Source organism: Halorubrum lipolyticum DSM 21995 (genome assembly GCF_000337375.1).
Classification (GTDB): domain Archaea; phylum Halobacteriota; class Halobacteria; order Halobacteriales; family Haloferacaceae; genus Halorubrum; species Halorubrum lipolyticum.
This window is the reverse complement of sequence record NZ_AOJG01000041.1, coordinates 258,479-274,445: the sequence shown is the minus strand read 5'-3', so window position 1 is coordinate 274,445 and position 15,967 is coordinate 258,479. Positions and strand designations below refer to the sequence as shown.

15 protein-coding genes and 1 tRNA gene are annotated in these 15,967 nt (G+C 69.0%); 7 read left to right on the top strand and 9 right to left on the bottom strand.

The genetic code is table 11. From position 1 onward, the window contains the following. Window positions 1–247: 247 nt before the first annotated feature. Complete coding sequence (locus C469_RS16115; protein WP_008008509.1) at window positions 248–2,365, bottom strand: ATP-binding protein; 2,118 nt, start codon at window positions 2,363–2,365, stop codon at window positions 248–250. A 129-nt stretch (window positions 2,366–2,494) separates the two neighbouring features. On the opposite strand from C469_RS16115, the gene C469_RS16110 reads away from it, so the two are divergent. Next, the gene (locus C469_RS16110) at window positions 2,495–2,842 is read left to right on the top strand and encodes a DUF5518 domain-containing protein (protein WP_008008507.1); all 348 of its coding nucleotides are present in this window, start codon (window positions 2,495–2,497) and stop codon (window positions 2,840–2,842) included. A gap of 151 nt (window positions 2,843–2,993) precedes the next feature. Here C469_RS16110 and C469_RS16105 read toward each other — a convergent pair whose 3' ends face one another. Further along, window positions 2,994–4,631, bottom strand: coding sequence for a tryptophan--tRNA ligase (locus C469_RS16105; protein ID WP_008008505.1), 1,638 nt, complete (start codon window positions 4,629–4,631; stop codon window positions 2,994–2,996). A 159-nt stretch (window positions 4,632–4,790) separates the two neighbouring features. On the opposite strand from C469_RS16105, the gene C469_RS16100 reads away from it, so the two are divergent. The 4 genes from C469_RS16100 (at window position 4,791) to moaA (ending at window position 7,819) form a co-directional block, all read left to right on the top strand. Continuing rightward, window positions 4,791–5,216 (top strand): universal stress protein, encoded by a 426-nt coding sequence (locus tag C469_RS16100; RefSeq protein ID WP_008008503.1) that lies wholly within the window; start codon window positions 4,791–4,793, stop codon window positions 5,214–5,216. A gap of 38 nt (window positions 5,217–5,254) precedes the next feature. Then, entirely contained in the window at window positions 5,255–6,034 is a 780-nt protein-coding gene (locus tag C469_RS16095) for an MBL fold metallo-hydrolase (RefSeq protein ID WP_008008501.1), read from the top strand. Window positions 6,035–6,080: 46 nt separating this feature from the next. Next, window positions 6,081–6,746, top strand: coding sequence for a thiaminase II (gene tenA / locus C469_RS16090; RefSeq protein WP_008008500.1), 666 nt, complete (start codon window positions 6,081–6,083; stop codon window positions 6,744–6,746). Window positions 6,747–6,814: 68 nt separating this feature from the next. Further along, window positions 6,815–7,819, top strand: coding sequence for a GTP 3',8-cyclase MoaA (gene moaA, locus C469_RS16085; RefSeq protein ID WP_008008499.1), 1,005 nt, complete (start codon window positions 6,815–6,817; stop codon window positions 7,817–7,819). 77 nt (window positions 7,820–7,896) lie between these two features. On the opposite strand, the gene C469_RS16080 is transcribed toward moaA, so the two are convergent. The 4 genes from C469_RS16080 to C469_RS16070 form a co-directional block, all read right to left on the bottom strand. Beyond that, window positions 7,897–7,971, bottom strand: a tRNA-Arg gene (locus C469_RS16080). Window positions 7,972–8,035: 64 nt separating this feature from the next. Then, window positions 8,036–8,488, bottom strand: a complete 453-nt coding sequence (locus C469_RS17585) for a lamin tail domain-containing protein (RefSeq protein ID WP_241430044.1) — start codon at window positions 8,486–8,488, stop codon at window positions 8,036–8,038. Further along, window positions 8,385–10,160 (bottom strand): DUF4350 domain-containing protein, encoded by a 1,776-nt coding sequence (locus C469_RS16075; RefSeq protein WP_449272124.1) that lies wholly within the window; start codon window positions 10,158–10,160, stop codon window positions 8,385–8,387. Before C469_RS16075 ends, C469_RS17585 begins: the two co-directional genes overlap by 104 nt. A gap of 710 nt (window positions 10,161–10,870) precedes the next feature. Beyond that, window positions 10,871–12,172 (bottom strand): DUF1102 domain-containing protein, encoded by a 1,302-nt coding sequence (locus C469_RS16070; protein WP_049911492.1) that lies wholly within the window; start codon window positions 12,170–12,172, stop codon window positions 10,871–10,873. Window positions 12,173–12,444: 272 nt separating this feature from the next. Here C469_RS16070 and C469_RS16065 point away from each other — a divergent pair, with 272 nt between their 5' ends. Together C469_RS16065 and C469_RS16060 are read left to right on the top strand one after the other, a co-directional pair. Next, entirely contained in the window at window positions 12,445–13,092 is a 648-nt protein-coding gene (locus C469_RS16065; RefSeq protein ID WP_008008494.1) for an AAA family ATPase, read from the top strand. After that, window positions 13,089–13,541, top strand: coding sequence for an RNA-binding domain-containing protein (locus C469_RS16060; protein WP_008008492.1), 453 nt, complete (start codon window positions 13,089–13,091; stop codon window positions 13,539–13,541). Before C469_RS16065 ends, C469_RS16060 begins: the two co-directional genes overlap by 4 nt. A 46-nt stretch (window positions 13,542–13,587) precedes the next feature. On the opposite strand, the gene C469_RS16055 is transcribed toward C469_RS16060, so the two are convergent. From C469_RS16055 to C469_RS16045, 3 genes are all read right to left on the bottom strand, one after another. Further along, entirely contained in the window at window positions 13,588–14,148 is a 561-nt protein-coding gene (locus tag C469_RS16055) for a hypothetical protein (protein WP_008008490.1), read from the bottom strand. Window positions 14,149–14,256: 108 nt separating this feature from the next. Then, entirely contained in the window at window positions 14,257–14,850 is a 594-nt protein-coding gene (locus C469_RS16050; RefSeq protein WP_008008488.1) for a GNAT family N-acetyltransferase, read from the bottom strand. A 107-nt stretch (window positions 14,851–14,957) separates the two neighbouring features. Next, window positions 14,958–15,881: a DMT family transporter gene (locus tag C469_RS16045; protein ID WP_049911484.1), complete on the bottom strand. Its 924-nt coding sequence runs from the start codon at window positions 15,879–15,881 to the stop codon at window positions 14,958–14,960. Between the last annotated feature and the right edge of the window lie 86 nt (window positions 15,882–15,967).

The following is a 15,967-nucleotide window of genomic DNA, read 5'->3' as shown; positions in this document are numbered from 1 at the left end:
CCATCAGAGATGTGTATAAGAGACAGGTCCGGCTGCTGGCGAACGAACACGACTTCTCCCGGACGGAGGCGTACCTGTTCTCCAGTCTCGTCGGCGGGCTGGAGGTCAGTCAGGTGGTCGACCCGCAGGTGACCGCGCGGAACGCGGTTCCGAGCGAGTACCTGTCGGTCCCGTTCTGACCTTATCGGTCCCGTTCTGACCCCGTTTTCACCACCCATTCGCCCCGACGAGCCTCTCGCACTGACCGTCACTCGTCGGCGGTGTGCCCGCGGTCAGCGAGCCGCCGTGCGGCGTCGCTCAGGCCGCCGGCCGGTCGGTCTGCGCTCTCTCCGGGATCCCGGTCGTCGCCGTCGGCGGTGCCACCGCTCCCGCCGTCACCGTCGGTAGCGGCGTCGGTGCCGGCGTCAGCGGTACCGGCGTCAGCGGTACCGGCGTCAGCGGCGCCAGCGGTGCCAGCGTCAGCGGTGCCAGCGGTGCCAGCGTCAGCGGCGTCAGCGTCACCGGTGGGAGCGTCGATGTCGCCGGCGGAAGCGCTCTCGCCGCCGAGGCCGACCTCCGCCGATCCGCCTCCGACCCCGATCTCCGACGGGTCGGCGTCGGGCGGGTAGCTCCGCTCGGCCGGCGGGACGAAGGCGGTCTCGACCGCGCGGACGATCTCGCGGACGCTCTCCTCGTCGAGCCGGTCGGCGTACGCCTCGCGGATCAGGTCGGGGACGGCGTAGGCGTAGTGCCCCCGGCCGGCGTGCCGGATGAGCCCCGCCCGGCGAACGGGGCGGTGGCGGCTGTACGCGTGGCCGGAGTCGCCGTCGCCGCCGGCGTCGATGTGGGCGGCGACGGGGTCGCTGACGCCCTCGCGGCGGTAGTGCCGGAGCATCCCCTGCGAGAGCTCCGGGAGGGCTTCGATCCGGCTCCGGAGCTCCTCGATGACGGCCTCGCGGGTGCCGAGTTCGACCGCGTCGTCGAACCGGAGCGCGCTCTCGGCCACGTCCGCGCGGGTGACCGGGTCGACGTCGGTGTCGGGCGGCGCGTCCGCGTCGCCGTCGTCGACGACCTCGTCCGGGTCGGCGGCGATGTCGACTGTATCGGCGTCGATACCGTCGGTATCGGCGGTGTCGGCGGTATCGCCTTCCGCCTGCCCCCCGGTCGCGGGCTCGTCGCCGCTCGTTCGCTCGCCGTCGCCCTCGGTCGCGGCGACCGCCTCGTCGTACGATTTGAGTACGGACTGGCCGTCGTTCTCGCTGGTTCCGCCGTCGTCGGCCACGGCCCGTCCGGCGCCGACCGCGGACCGCTCGCTCCCGCCGCGGTAGGGCGCCTCGGCCTTCCCGAGGAGCGCCTGCGCGAACTGGTCGGCCATGTTGCTCAGGTCGCGGGCCTCCTCCAGCTCGCGCTCGAGCTCGTGGATCCGCTGGTCCCGCTTGTCGAGCTCCTGTCGGAGGTCGGCGATCTCGGACTCCCGCCGCTCCTCCTCGTCGGAGATGGACTGGAGCTCGCCGACGAGGTCGCTGGAGACCGACTTGAGCTCCGGGCGCTCGAAGTCGTCGAGCCCGGGCGTCGCGCCCGCGTCGAACGTCCGCTTGCGGTGGAACTGGATCCGGCGGATCGACTCGTCCCAGTCGGTCATCAGGAACGCCTCGCCGTCGCCGAGGTCCTCGACGGCGCTCGCGTACTTCGAACCCAGGATGCGCCCGACCACCTTCGTGTCGTTGTCCCACGTGAGCCGGTGCCAGCAGAGCCAGTCGCACTGGGTGATGAAGTCCTTTTTCACGTCGGCGGGGCGCTGGCTGATCCCGACGATGCCGAGGCCGTGTTTCCGCCCGCGCTTGCCCACCTTGATCAGCATCTTGCCCGTCTCGTCCATCCCGCCGCCCTCCGGGATGTACTCGTGGCACTCCTCGACGACGAGCAGGAAGGGCTTCTTGAGGCGCTTCTCCTTGGCGAACAGCTGTTTGACGACCTCTAAGAGCAGCTCGTTGGCGGTGTCCTCCTCGAGGTACCCGGAGACGTCGAGGATGATCGGGACGTTCTGTTCCAAGGCGAGGTTCGCGAGCTTCTCGGCGTGTTCCGGGGAGACGACGATATCGCACTCGTCGTCGGCGCCGGCGTGCAGAATTTCATATTCTTCCTTAAGTCCGTAATATTCTCCGTCTGTGTCCACGATCATGACGGGAAATCCGTTAGATAACAAATTCTCAATAACGACGGACGCGGTGTTGCTCTTGCCGGACCCGCTCTTGCCGGTAATAAACGAACGGCCGGTGAGCACGTCGACGACCGGAAGCTCCACCGGTGATCCCGGATCCGCCGTCGCGTCGCCGCCGATCCCCTCGCTGACGTCCGCGACGTGGATCGTCTCCTGCTCGGTCATACTCGTGAGAGGTACCGCCCGCCCCATAAACTATCGGCTCAGGCGGCGTCGATGCGGGGAGACGCGAGCGGAGGGGCGGTCTCCGCCCCGTCCCGAGGAACTATACGCTCCGCCGGTGACGGTCGGCCCGTGACAGACAATACCTACCTCAACGCGCTACTCGGCGCGGTCGCGACGGTCCTGCTCTCGTTCACGGGCATTTCGCCCGTGCTCGGCGGCGCGTTGGCGGGCTACCTCGAAGGCGGCGAGACGAACGACGGCCTCCGGGTCGGCGCGATTTCGGGTGCGATAGCGTCGATCCCCGTTCTCGGAATCCTGGTGCTGGTCCTGTTCGTCGTCCCGGTCGCTCCCGATGCCGGCGTCGTGCTCGGGAGCGTCGTGCTGATCCTCGGGATTATCGCGCTCGCGTTCGCCTACACGATGGCGCTCAGCGCGATCGGCGGAGTCATCGGGAGCTACGTAAAACGAGAGCTGTAACCGAGCGACGATCCGAAGCGTGGCTCGCGAGCGGTCTCGTCGCGAACGCGCCCGGACGCGGTTGCTCACACCGTTATAAACGGCTAAATGCCGCGAGACAGCACACGTCACCGTATTGGTATATAAATGTCCGCCGCGATCAGCGATTGCCTCAGTGCTCGCCGCCGGTCCCGCGCCGGTCGGAGTCGAGGTCGATGTCGAGGTCGTCGAGGAGCTCCTCGGCCTCCGCGCGCTTCTCCTGGTGGTCCTCGAGGAACTCGCGCATCAGCTCGGCGGCCTGCTCCTTGCAGCCGCCACAGAGGCGCTCGCCGTTGACGCACTCGGAGTAGACGGTCTTGGTGAGCTCGTCGTCGTCGCCCGCGAGCAGGTAGGCGTACAGCTCGTACACCGGACACTCGTCGGCCTCGCCGCCGAGTTCGCGCTGCTCCTCGGCGGTGTCACGGCCGCCCGTGGTCGCCGACCGGACCTTGTCGTACCCGTCCTCGGGGTCGTCGAGCAGCGAGATGTGGCTCGCCGGGACTGACGAGGACATCTTCCCGCCGGTGAGCCCGGTCATGAAGCGGTGGTAGATCGAGGAGGGCTGACGGAAGCCGAACCCGTCGTGGTCGATCTCCACCTCGCGGGCGACCGACTCGGCCTCGCCGCGGGTGAGGTCGAACGCGTCGACGTGGCCCTCGAACACGCGCTTCTCGCCGTCGACCGCCTCGATCAGGGCCTCGAACGCCTCCTCGGTGGCGTTGCGGTCGAAGAAGCGCACGCGGGGGCGGAGCGGCTCCTTGCCGCCCGCGCGGAGCTTGTCGAGGGCGGTCGACTTGGCGGCGGCGAGGTCCGGGGCGTCGTCGGCGTCCGTCTCCGGCGGTTCATAGTCGGCGAGCCACTCTGCGGCGTCCCCGCAGCGCACGTCCGTCTCGGCGTCGTCGACCTCGCCGTCGTCGATTGCGTCGTCGTCGTCCCCCGCCCCTCCAGCCGCGAGCGCGTCGTAGGCGGCTCGCACCAACTGGCGCTCGTCGTCGTCGAGCTCGAAGGAGGCGAACGCCTCGGTCACCTTGAAGTAGCGCACGCGGGTCGCGAGGTCGCGGGTCAGCCGGACGTGCGGGTCCTGGTCCGGGCCGACCGGGATCACGGTGGGCTTCGGCTCGTCGACGAGCTGCGGGTAGAGGATGTCCGCGGTCTGGGTGACGACGCTCTGCATGTGCGAGATGTTGGTCTCGCCGTCGAAGCCGTAGATCGCCTCGAACTCCGAGAAGTTCGCCTTCGACCCGAGCTCGAAGCCGAGGTCCTGGACATCCCGGTTGTCGGACTGGCGGTAGATCTCGCCCTCCTCGGCGTCGAAGCCGAGCGCGAGGAGGCTCAGGAGGTAGTTGCGCGCGTGCTCGTCGATGTCGTCCCACGACATCCCCCGCGCGGAGTGAGCCTCCAGGTCGGCGATCAGTCCGAAGGCGTCGCCGCCACGCTCCTGATGCCAGATGATCTCGTCGAACACGAGCTTGTGGCCGATGTGGGGGTCCCCGGTGGGCATGAACCCGGAGAGCGCGGCGAACGGCTCGTCGTTGGCCATCGCCTCGGCGACCGCGTCGTACTCGCGGTGCCCGAAGATGACGCCGCGGCGCATCAGGTAGTGCGGGTCCGTCACGTCGCCGGCCACGTCGTCGAACGCCTCGATGCCGAACTCCTCGAACAGGTCCGCGTAGTCGCCGACCGACGCCGACCCCCACGGGTCGAGCGCGACGTCCTCGGTCGGTTCCGCGCGCTCGGTCCCGCCGTCCGTTCGGGGGGTGTCCTCGTCCATACGTCCCCTCCACTCGGTCGACGCAAAAACCGTTCGCTTGCGCGAGGGGAGTTGTCACGGTCCGGACTGCGAGGGGGGAACGGCGAGCCGGCACCGCGCGTTCCCACCGACCGGCCGAGCGGGCGTACCGTTATTTGTCGCCGGATCGAAGGGTCGGCCATGTACGACGACCTGCTGGTGCCGACCGACGGGAGCGAGGCGGTCGACCGCGCGCTCGATCACGCCGTCCGACTGGCGAGCGACCACGACGCGACGATCCACGCGCTGTACGTCGTCGACCGACGCATCGCCACCGCGAGCTCCGGGGAGCTCCACGACGAGGTCGTCGCCGACCTCGAGTCGCAGGGCGAAGCCGCGGTCAACGCGGTCGCCGACCGCGCCGCCGAGGCGGGCGTCGACGTCGAGACTCACGTGGTGGAGGGGACCCCGGACACCGAGATCGTCGACTACGCCGACGAGCACGGGATCGACGTGATCGTGATGAGCCCCGAGGGCAAGTCGCCGCGCGAGCGGATCCGGTCGCTCGGGAGCGTCTCCGACCGCGTGGCCGACGACGCGAACGTGCCGGTGTTCCTGATCAAGTAGCGACCGAGTTAGGTGACCGGGCGCACGGACACACGAGCATGGAACTCACCGTCCTCGGGTCCGGCAGCGCGATGCCGGTCCCGGACCGCGTGCAGGCCGGCTACCTCCTCGACGACGGCGACCGCTCCCTCCTCGTCGACTGCGGCAGCGGCGTCCTCCAGCGGCTCGCCGGCACCGACACCGGCTACGAGGGGGTCTCGACCGTCCTCCTGACGCACCACCACCTCGACCACGTCGCGGCGCTGTTGCCCCTGATGAAGGCCCGGTGGCTCGCCGGCGAGGAGCACCTCGAGGTCGTCGGCCCCGCGGGGACCACATCGCTCCTCGACGGTCTCCTCGACGTTCACGACTACCTCGACGGGCGGATCGATCTGGCGGTCCGGGAGGTGTCGGCGGCGCGGCCCTTCGCCGCGGCCGGGTTCGACGTGACGGCCCGCGAGACGCGCCACTCGATGCAGGGGTTCGCCTACCGGTTCTCGCCGCCGAGAAGCGATCTCGACCCCGCGGACGGACCGCTCGCGCTCTCGGGGGACACGGAGGCGTTCGCGGGCATGGCGTCGTTCGCGGACGGGAGCGATCTCTTGGTCCACGACTGCTCGTTCCCGGACGGGACCGACGTGTCGAACCACCCCAACCCCACGCAACTCGGCGAGTCGCTCACGGGCACCGATATCGACACCCTGGTACTCTCGCACCTGTACCCGCACACCGGCGGTCGCGAGCGCGAGATGGCGCGGAGTGTCCGGAACGCGGGGTTCGACGGCGACGTCGAGATCGCCAGCGACGGGCTTCGGATCGCGATCGCGGACGGGGATTAGCAAGTAATACCACAAAGTTATATCCCCGCCCGTCGAGCGCTCGACCATGACGTTCAGCGACGACCTCCTGACGGCGGGCACGGAGATCTGGGCGGCCCAGTTCGAGCACCCGTTCGTCCGCGAACTCGCCGCGGGAGACCTCGACGACGCCGCGTTTCGGCGGTGGCTCGAACAGGACTACCGATATCTCTTCGACTACGCTCGCACGTACGCCGTCGCGGGCGCGAAGGCGAGGGAGGAGGCGGCGATGGCGACGCTGCTCGGCGGGGCGGACGCCGTGTTGAACGAGGAGCTGGACCTCCACCGGTCGTTCGCCGCCGAGTACGGCGTCACGCCGGGTGACCTGGCTGCCGTGCGGAAGCGGCCGACCTGCGAGGCGTACACGAGCCATCTGGTTCGCACGGCGCACGAGCGGCCCGTTCCCGTCGCGGTCGCGGCGCTTTACCCCTGCATGCAGGGGTACCTCGACGTGGCCGACCACATGGCGGAGCTCGCGAACGGGGAGCACCGGTACACCCCCTTCATCGAGACGTACACGAGCGAGGCGTTCCGCGCGGAGACCGCGTCGATGCGCGGTCTCCTCAACGACTACGCGGAGGCGCACCCCGGCCACCGTGACGGGATGCGCGAGGCGTTCCGCACGAGCGCGCGTCTCGAACTCGCGTTCTGGGAGATGGCGTACGTCGGAGAGGAGTGGGCGGCCGAGACGTAACCTCCATCCGTTACGCTTCTCCACGATCGACCCGGATATTTAAGCAAACGCGGCGGTTCCGATCGGACATGGCCGGCCCACTCGCGGACGACTTCGGACGGGAGGTGACGGGGGTTCGGATCTCGCTTACCGACCGGTGTAACTTCGACTGCGTCTACTGTCACAACGAGGGGTTAGGCGACACGCGGGGACCGATGGAGCCGAGCGACGACGAGATGAGCGCCGACGACGTGGTCCGCTTCCTGGAGGTCGTCGAGGGGTACGGCGTCGACTCGGTGAAATTCACCGGCGGCGAGCCCATGCTCCGGCAGGACCTCGAGGAGATCGTCGAGCGCACGCCCGACTCGATGGAGGTGTCGCTGACGACGAACGGGACCTTCCTCCCCGGGCGCGCCGAGGACCTGAAGGCGGCCGGACTCGACCGCGTGAACGTCTCGCAGGACGCGCTCGATCCGGACGACTTCGCGGAGGTGACCAAGTCCGGCGCCTACGAGCGCGTGCTGGAGGGGGTCAAGGCCGCCGTCGACGCCGGGCTCGACCCCGTGAAGCTCAACATGGTCGTGTTCACGCACACCGCGGGCTACGTCGAGGAGATGGTCGAGCACGTCGCCGACAACGAGGGGCTCCAGCTCCAGCTCATCCAGTACATGCCGGAGCTGACCGGGAAGCCGGAGTGGAACGTCGACATCGGGCGCGTCCACGACTGGCTCGCCGAGAAGGCGGACCGCGTCGAGCGCCGCGAGATGCACGACCGGAAGCGGTACTTCGTGGGCGAGGAGAGCGACGACGCCACCGGCGGCATGGTCGAGATCGTCGACCCCGTCGAGAACGAGGACTTCTGCGCGAACTGCGGCCGCGTCCGCGTCACCCACGAGGGGTATTTAAAGGGCTGTCTCAACCGCAACGACGACCTCCGGTCGATGGGCGAGATGACCCGCGAGGAGATCGCCGAGACGTTCGAGGCCGTCGTGGCGAATCGGGTGCCCTATTACGGCGAGTACCTGGTCGAGAACGACGACGGCGAGTACGAGATCAACGAGGAGTATCTGGGGACGCCGAACGTGGCGGACTGAAGCGGGTTTATAAATCGTCCCGAAGCGGTTTTTAAATCGATCCGGTGGCGAGCACCACTGACCACACTGCGATCGAACGGGCACAGTGGGATTCGAACCCACGACCGTCGGATTAGAAGTCCGACGCTCTATCCGGGCTGAGCTATGTGCCCTCGTTCGAACTTCGAGCGCCCGGTTAAAAAACGCCGACGGTTCGCGCCGCGTTTGCTGCCGCGCTCAGTAGCCGTACTCGATCACGACCGTCCCGTCCGGGTCCTCGACGAACACCGTGTCGCCGCCGTTGTTCCAGACCGGCGACCCGCGACCCCAGTACACCGTGTCGTCGGTGTCGGTGCCCGAGCCGGTGTACAGCGCGATCGTGGCACCGGGATCGACGGTCGCTCCGGCGAACGCGTAGCTGTTGTCGGCGGCGTCGTACACCTCGTACCCGTCGAGATCGACCGCCTCGTCTCCCTCGTTGACGAACGCGACGTACTCGTCTTGCGTCGCGTCACCCTCCGGATCGGCGACGATCTCGTCGACTGCGAGCGGCGATCCGTCACCGCCGTCGCCGCCGTCGCCGCCGTCACCGCCGCCGTCGCCGTAGGCGTCGAACAGGTCGAAGCCGGTGTCGAAGTTGGTCGTCGTCGGGGTTATCGGCCCGCCGAGGTTGTTCTCCGCGTCGGTCACCTGGTCGCCGGTCCGCAGGTCGCTCCCGAGGTCGGCGGCGAGCGCGTCGAGGTTGTCGCGCGCGTCGGCGGCCGCGTCGAGACCGGCGCCCGCGAGGATCACGGCGCCGCCGTCGTCGCGGAAGTCCTCGATCGCGGCGACCTCGTCGCTCGTGAACGGGTCGTCCGGGGCGGTGACGAGGAGCGCTCGGGCGTCCGCGAGGTCGGGCCCGAACTCGCCGTCGTAGTCGTTCTTCCCGTCGAACTCGACCGCGAACCCCTCCAGGTACCGCTGGAAGAAGGCGGCGTCCTCGCCGGAGAGCGCGTAGTCGGCCGCGAACTGGCCGTGCCCCCCGTCGATGACGACGCCTCCCTCGCGGCCGTCCGCAGAGNACGGCGTCGATCAGGTTCGCGAGGAAGACGTAGTTGCCGTACGGCTCGGTTCCGGGGCCGCCCTCGCCGCTCTCGAAGCTCTCGTCGGGCAGCGGCCCGCCGACCAGCGCGACGTTGCTGTCGACGTCGACGCCCACGAGCGGGTCGCCGTCCTCGGATTCGACCGGGACGCGGTCGTCCGGGACCGATCCGCCGTCCGCGGCCGCGACCGCGGTCGCGTACGGGACGAACAGCTCGTCGACCGGGCCGTCGCCCACGACTGGCGTCGCGCTCACGTCGCTTTCCGCCCAGACGCCGCGGTCGTTCGCGCGCGCCTCGGCCTCGGCGCTCCAGAGCTGGTCGTGGAGTCCGAGCCCGGAGTCGTACACGCGTCCGTACCCGTCGGCGACGAGCGCCTCGTTGTACAGGGTGCCGTCGTCCAGCGTGACGAGTCCGAGCAGCCGTCCGAAGTCCCCGCGGAGTCCCTCGTTCTCGTCGAACGAGATGGTGACCGTCTCGCCCTCGGGAAGCTGGTCTTGCGCGTACGTCGTCGCCTCGTCGCCGTAGTCGAGGAGGGTGTCGACGTCGTCGATCCCCTCCCACTCCTCCGGGAGCTCCGGGCCGGCGCTGGTCTCCGGCGAATCGTGACCCAGCGTCCGAACGGTCTCGACCAGTTCGTTGTCGAACTGGACGTCGACCGTGTCGCCGTCGGCGACGCTGACGACCTCGACCTCGTACTCCTCGCTCGGGTCGAGTTCGAGCCCGAGACCGTCGCGGTCGGCGAGCAGGTCGGGATACGTCCCCGTGTCGAGCGCAGTCGTCGTCGGAGCGAAGTCGGCGCCGTCGTTGCTCTCGCCGTCCTCGACCTGGTTGTCGTTGAACCGGATCTGCGAGTCGATCCCGTTCGCCAACGCGTTGAGGTTGTCCGTCTCGTCGAAGTTGTCGAAGTCAGACTGGTCCATGAGCACGACGAGCCCTCCGGCGTCGGAGAAGGACGCGAGCGCGTCGAGCTCGTCGGTGCTGAACGAGTCCGTCGGCGACGTGATCACGATCGCGGACGCCGGCCCGAAGAGGTCGTCTTCGAGGTCCGTCGTCGCCTCCACGACGTAGCCGTTATCCTCGGCGTAGCCGGCGAACGACTCGTGGCTGGCGAGGTCGTAGAACTGGCCGTGCCCCTCGTCCCACAGCACCGTGTCGGAGTCGGCGTACGCGTCGAACACGTTCAACAGCACCTCCTCGTTGCCGTACTGGCCGAACTGAACGCCGTTCGTCGCGAACGGGACGCCGAAGGCGACGATGGGTCGGTCCTGGTCGACCGCCATCAGCGGCAGCGGCTCGTCGTCCGGGTAGGTGGTGTCGTCGCCGTTGCCGTCCGTGTCGACGGAGACCGCGGTGTCCTCGGCGGCGACGACGATCGCCTCGTCGGGGAGATAGCCGTCGTCGGCCAGCAGGCTCGCGGTCGAGTCGAACACCAGTTCGTCGACGAACTCGGGCTCGTCTCCCGGCTCCTCACCGGGATCGTCGCCCGGTTCATCGACCGGTCCGTCGCCGACGCCCAGCGTGATCGCGACCTCGCCGTCCGTGGGATCACCGCCGGCGTCGACCCGGATCCCGACCGCGACCGACTCCCCGGTGTCGAGTTCGACGCTCGGCTCCTCGGTGATCGCCTCGCCGTCGACGGTCAACTCGAAGTCGGCGTCGCCGAGCGCGCCGTCATCGACCTGCGCGAACAGTCCGAGGTCCTCGGTGCCCTGGTTGCGGACCTCGAAGACGTCGTCGAGCTCGTACACCGTGTTCGATCCGAAGCCGGTTCCCCCTCCCTCGACCCCGTCGAACACGAGCGCCAGCTCGCCCTCGTCGTCGACGGTGGCGAACTCCTCGTCGAGCGGCGAGAGCGCGAGCAGGGCGTTCGCGTCGTCGGAGAGCGCGATCGTCGCGTCGCGTTCGGCCGTCGCCGTGTCGAACGCGCCGGTGGCGATCGCCCCGCCGCCGGCCGCCGTCGCGCCGATGCCGATGAGGACGCTGCGGCGTCTCATAGCTCACCCTCCGCGAGGAAGAAGTCGGGAAACTCGTCGTCGTTGAAGTTGCTCGTGCGCGGTACGAACGGCGCGAATCCGGAGTTCTCTTCGTCGGTCACCTGATCGAAGTTGAACCGGAACCCGGCGTCGAGTTCGTCGAGTACCGCGTTCAGTACGCCGTTCGAGGTCCCGTCGAACGAGGCGGTTCCGTGGAGGAACACCGCGCCGCCGTCGTCGACGAAGTCGGCGAGCGCGGACCGCTCCGCGTCGGAGAACCCACCGTCACTCGCCACGTCGTCGTTGTCGGTGGCGACCATCACCGCGTCCGCGTCGTTGAGGGCGTCGACGAACTCCGATCCGATGGCCTCGACGTCGAATCCGCGGTCCTCGGCGACCGATTCGAGCGCGGAGAAGGCGTCGAGCGTGAGTGTCTGGCCGTGCGTCTCGTCGTACAGGACCGTTCCGGTACCGTCGAGGACGGTCTGCCACGCGTTCGCCATGAGCGTTCGGTTCGCATCAACGTCGCTTCCGTCGGAACCGAGGTCCGATCCGAATCCGAGGACGTTGCCGTCGACCGCGAGCAACGGGATTTCGGTGTCGTCCGGGTACGAGACGAATTCGTCGTCTTCTTCCGGATCCTCGTTTTCCGCCGTCGGCTCCGCGCGGACCGCGACGACGGAGTCGTCGTCGAGCGGGCTCCCGTCTGCGGCGACGAGACTCGACGTGGAGAAAAACTCCGTCATATCGATCGTCTCCGGCGGCTCCGGATCGGGCTCGTCGGGCTCGTCACCGCCGTCGTCCCCCTCGTCGTCGAAGACCGCCTCGATAGAAATGTCGATGGCCACGTCGTTGCTCGTGTCCACGTCTCCCGTCTGGATATGCGTACCGACCGAGCGTTGGTCGCCCACGCCGATGTCTATCACGTTGTCCGCGTCGTCGAGGGTCCCGCTCCGGTCGTCGGTGGGGTAGAGCCGGAAGTCGCCGTCGAACGACTCCGCGTCGCTCGACGCGGTGACCGAAACCGGCTGGGTCCCCTGGTTCGCGATCGCGAACACGGCGTCGAAGTAGTACTCCGAGTTGCGGCCGATCCCGTCGCTGTCGGCCGAGACCTCGGTGAAGTCGAGGGCGAGTTCGCCCTCCTCTTCGACCGCGTACTCGCTCTCCGAGATCAGCCCGAGATAGGCGTTCTCGTCGTCAGCGAAGTTCACCGTCGCGGTCCGCTCGGCCGTCGCCGTGTCGAACGCGCCGCTCCCGATGAGTGTTATCCCGCCGATACCGCTGGCCGCCGCTCCCGTGATGAGTGTTCGTCGTCGCATGAATCTCCGCGGCCGCCGTGCGTCGCCGCGGTCGTCCACCGTCCGAGAACCGGTCGCCGTCGGAGGGAAGCGGGCGAATGCAAGAGGATTGCTGGCACACGTCAGCCACGTTAAATGACTTTCCCGAATAGTTTATATAATTTTATACTATCTCTATTGAGTTTTCTATTCGACTCCACAGGTATATCGGGCCGTTCGAGCGCAACTTTCGGGCGGGCGAGTTCGGGACCCCAACAGCAGACCTAAGTCCGACACGGGACTACTCGCCGCTAATGAACGTCATCGGAACCGTCGGCCTCCCCGGCAGCGGGAAGGGAGAGGCGGCGAACGTGGCCGAAGAGGCGGGGATCCCGGTCGTCGTCATGGGCGACGTGATCCGCGCCGAGTGCCGCCGCCGCGGGCTCGACCCGGCCGAACACCACGGCCGGATCGCGGGCGCGCTCCGCGAGGAGGAGGGCGACGACGCGATCGCCGTCCGGACGCTCCCGCTGATCCGGGAGGCGGCGGCCGACGGCGAGCGCGACACCGTGCTCGTCGACGGGCTCCGCTCGACCGTCGAACTTGAGCGCTTCCGCGAGGCGTTCGGCGACGACTTCACGCTGGTGGCGGTCCGCGCCCCCTTCGAGCTCCGCGCGGAGCGGCTCGACGACCGCGGCCGCGACGACTCCGACTCCGACCTGGAGGCCCTCCGCGAGCGCGACGCTCGAGAGATCGAACTGGGCCTCGGCGAAACGCTCGAACGGGCCGACGTCGAGATCGACAACACCGGGACGCTGGCGGCGTTCCGACGCCGCGTCCGGGAGGCGCTCGGCGTCGCGGACGGCGAAGGAGAGCGCGGCAGCGCCGACCGGGAAGCCGACGCCGACCGGGAAGCCGACGCCGGTCCCGCGACCGCCGACGCCGGAGGTGACGGGTCGTGATCTACAGCGTCGACGTGCGCATCGAGGTCCCCGTCCGAGACACCGAGGCCACCGACCGGGTCGCCGACGCGGTCCGGAACGTGTTCCCGGACGCGGAACCGATCCACGAGGACGGCCGGCTGGTCGCCGAGGCGCACACCTTAGACGCCTTCTCGGACGTGCTCCACGAACAGGAGATCCTCGACACGGCCCGGCGGGTGTTCTTACAGAACAGCACCGACGAGGGGTTCGACTTCTCGCTGAAAAAGCAGGCGGCGTTCGAGGGCGTCGTCAACTTCGCGGTCGGCGAGCCGGACGAGCTCGGCGAGATCGACGTCGCGGTCCGCGTCCGAGAGCCGGACGTGGAGGCGTTCATCGACTACGTCGCGCCCGAGACCGACGAGGGTCGCCCCGTCGACCCCGCGCGGGAGTACGGCGACCGGATCGACCCCGAGGACGCCGGGTACTGAGGATTCTCCGGAACGGGTCGCCGAAGCGCGGTGCCGCTCCGCCGACTCAGTCGCTCAGTAGCGACGAGGCGGCCCCGCCGATCGCGCCGAAGACCGCCGGGTAGACGGCGCCGGCGAGCAGCACGGCGGTGACGATGTCGGGGGCGATCTCCCCGCCCCCGTACCGGAACAGGAACGCGCCGATCACCGCGAGCGGGAGGTACCCGGCGAGGACGAACGCGCCGGCCCTCGCTCCCTCGGTGGGGTCGGACGCGCCGGCGGCTCTGCCGGCGACGAGCCCGGCCACCACGAGCAGGAGCGGCGGGAGGACGAAGAGCAGTGACCCGCCGTCTGCTTCCATGAGGAGGTTCCGCGACGAGCCGCCGCCGATCTGGAACACGGTGTCGACGAAGTGGGTGTTGTAGAAGGCCCACCCCGCGGCCTGCCACGTCGGAATCGGATCGCCGCCGAACAGGTCGGCGAAGAAGTTGAATCCCGACAGCACCTCCTCGATCCGGTCGCCCTGCGTCACGTACACGACTAGATAGCCGAGGAGATACGCGACGGCGCCGCCCGCCGCGCCACCGATGAGTCCGCTCGTGCTGTTCGATTGGTCGGGGACAGACATGTGCTCGGAGTCGTTTCGGCCGTGGTAAGTGTCTGTTGGGTCGGCGCGCTCGCCGCCGACCGTGTCCGATCTCCGTGTCCCGACTCGGGTCTTCCCACCGCTTCCCGGCTACTCGGTCGCCTCGCGCCACTCCTCTTGTGAGATCGAGTAGCGGACCTCGTCGTGGACGCTCCCGTCCATGAAGGTTATTTGGTTCCGCAACAGCCCCTCGCGGCGGCCGCCGAGCCGGTCGACGTACTTCTCGATCGCTCGCTGCGACTGCTCGTTCTCGGGGAGGTGGCTGACGGCGACGAGGTCGAGATCGAGGTCCGCGAAGGCGACCTCGGCGAGCGCCGCGGCGCGCTCGCCCGAGTAGCCGCGCCCCCAGAACCGCTTGCGGAGCCAGGTGCCCAGAACGGCGGTCCGCTTCTCCCAGTCGACCGTGAGGCCGCCGAAGCCGGCGATCTCGCCGGCGCCGTCCTCGCCCTCGCGGGGGCGGATGACGTAGCCCGCCGCCTCGCCCTCCTCCCACCGCTCGCGGCCGCGCTCGAGGAACTCGAGCGTCTCCTTCTTCGTCTCGTGGGGGTCCCACGTGACGTGCTCGGTCACCTCGTCGATCCCGGGGTCCGACGAGCAGATCCGGTAGCACTCGTCGAGGTCGACGTGTTCGGGCCACCCGGGTTCCAACCGCAACCGGTCCGTCTCGATCGTCTCGGGGAACATACCCGCTCGTCTCGCGGGTGCGTATAAAAACCACCTCGGGTATGCGCCGCGTTGACGTGTTTTGCTCGCCTTGAGAGGGCGCCGCGTTGACGTGTCTCGCGAGTCGACTACCCGAGCACGCCGTACTCGCGGAGCGCGTCCCTGAACGCCGTCCGCTTCACCAGCGCGAAGCCGGCGCAGATGATCAGGAAGCCGGCGACGGTGTTGACGGTGATCGCCTCGCGCAGGAACAGCCACCCGGAGACCGCGGCGAACACCGGGGCGACGTACGAGACGAGGTTGATCTCGATCGGGCCGAGACGGTCGAGGAGGTCGAAGTAGATGAGGAAGCCGAGCCCGCTTGCGGCGATGGAGAGGTAGCCGAGCGCGAGGACCGCTTCGGCGGTCCACGCCACGTCGGCGATCGACTCGCCGAGCCCGAGCGACAGCAGGTGCATCAGGGCGGCGCCCAGAAGCATCGACCACGCCTCCATCGTCTCGATCGGGAGGTCGTCGTCGTCGGAGGCCCGCATCAGCACCGAGCCCAGCGCGAACGACGCGGCCGCCAGCAGCACGAGCAGCTTCGGGACCGTCCCGCCGCCGGCGAGGTTGCTCGGGTCCGGCGCGGCGAGCACGACCGCCCCGACGAGGCCGACGACGAGACCGATCACGCCGACGACCGTCAGCCGCTCCGAGGGGAGGAAGGCGCGCGCGAAGACCGTCGTCAGGACGGGCGAGAGGCTGACGATGACGGCGGCCACCGCGCTCGTCACCGCCGGGTCGCTCTCGCCGATGAAGAGGAACGCGTGGTAGGCGGCGATGACCAGCGTCGCGCCGACCGCGACGACGGCCCACTCGTCGCGCCCCCGCGGGATCGGGTCGTCGACGACGTACGCCGCGTACGCGAGCATGACGACGCCCGCGACGTCGTACCTGAGCGCGGCGAACAACACGGGCGGGAAGTACGCCAGTCCGGCCTTGATCGCCATGAACGCGGAGCCCCACACCGCGGCGAGGACGAGGAACAACGAGAGATTCCGTGCTCTGCTCACGCGTCGACCTCTCCCGGGAGCGCGCCAAAAGGTTCCGAAAGCGGCCGGGCGTGCGGGGATCCGCCTCCCGCGGGCGCTCGGGCCAC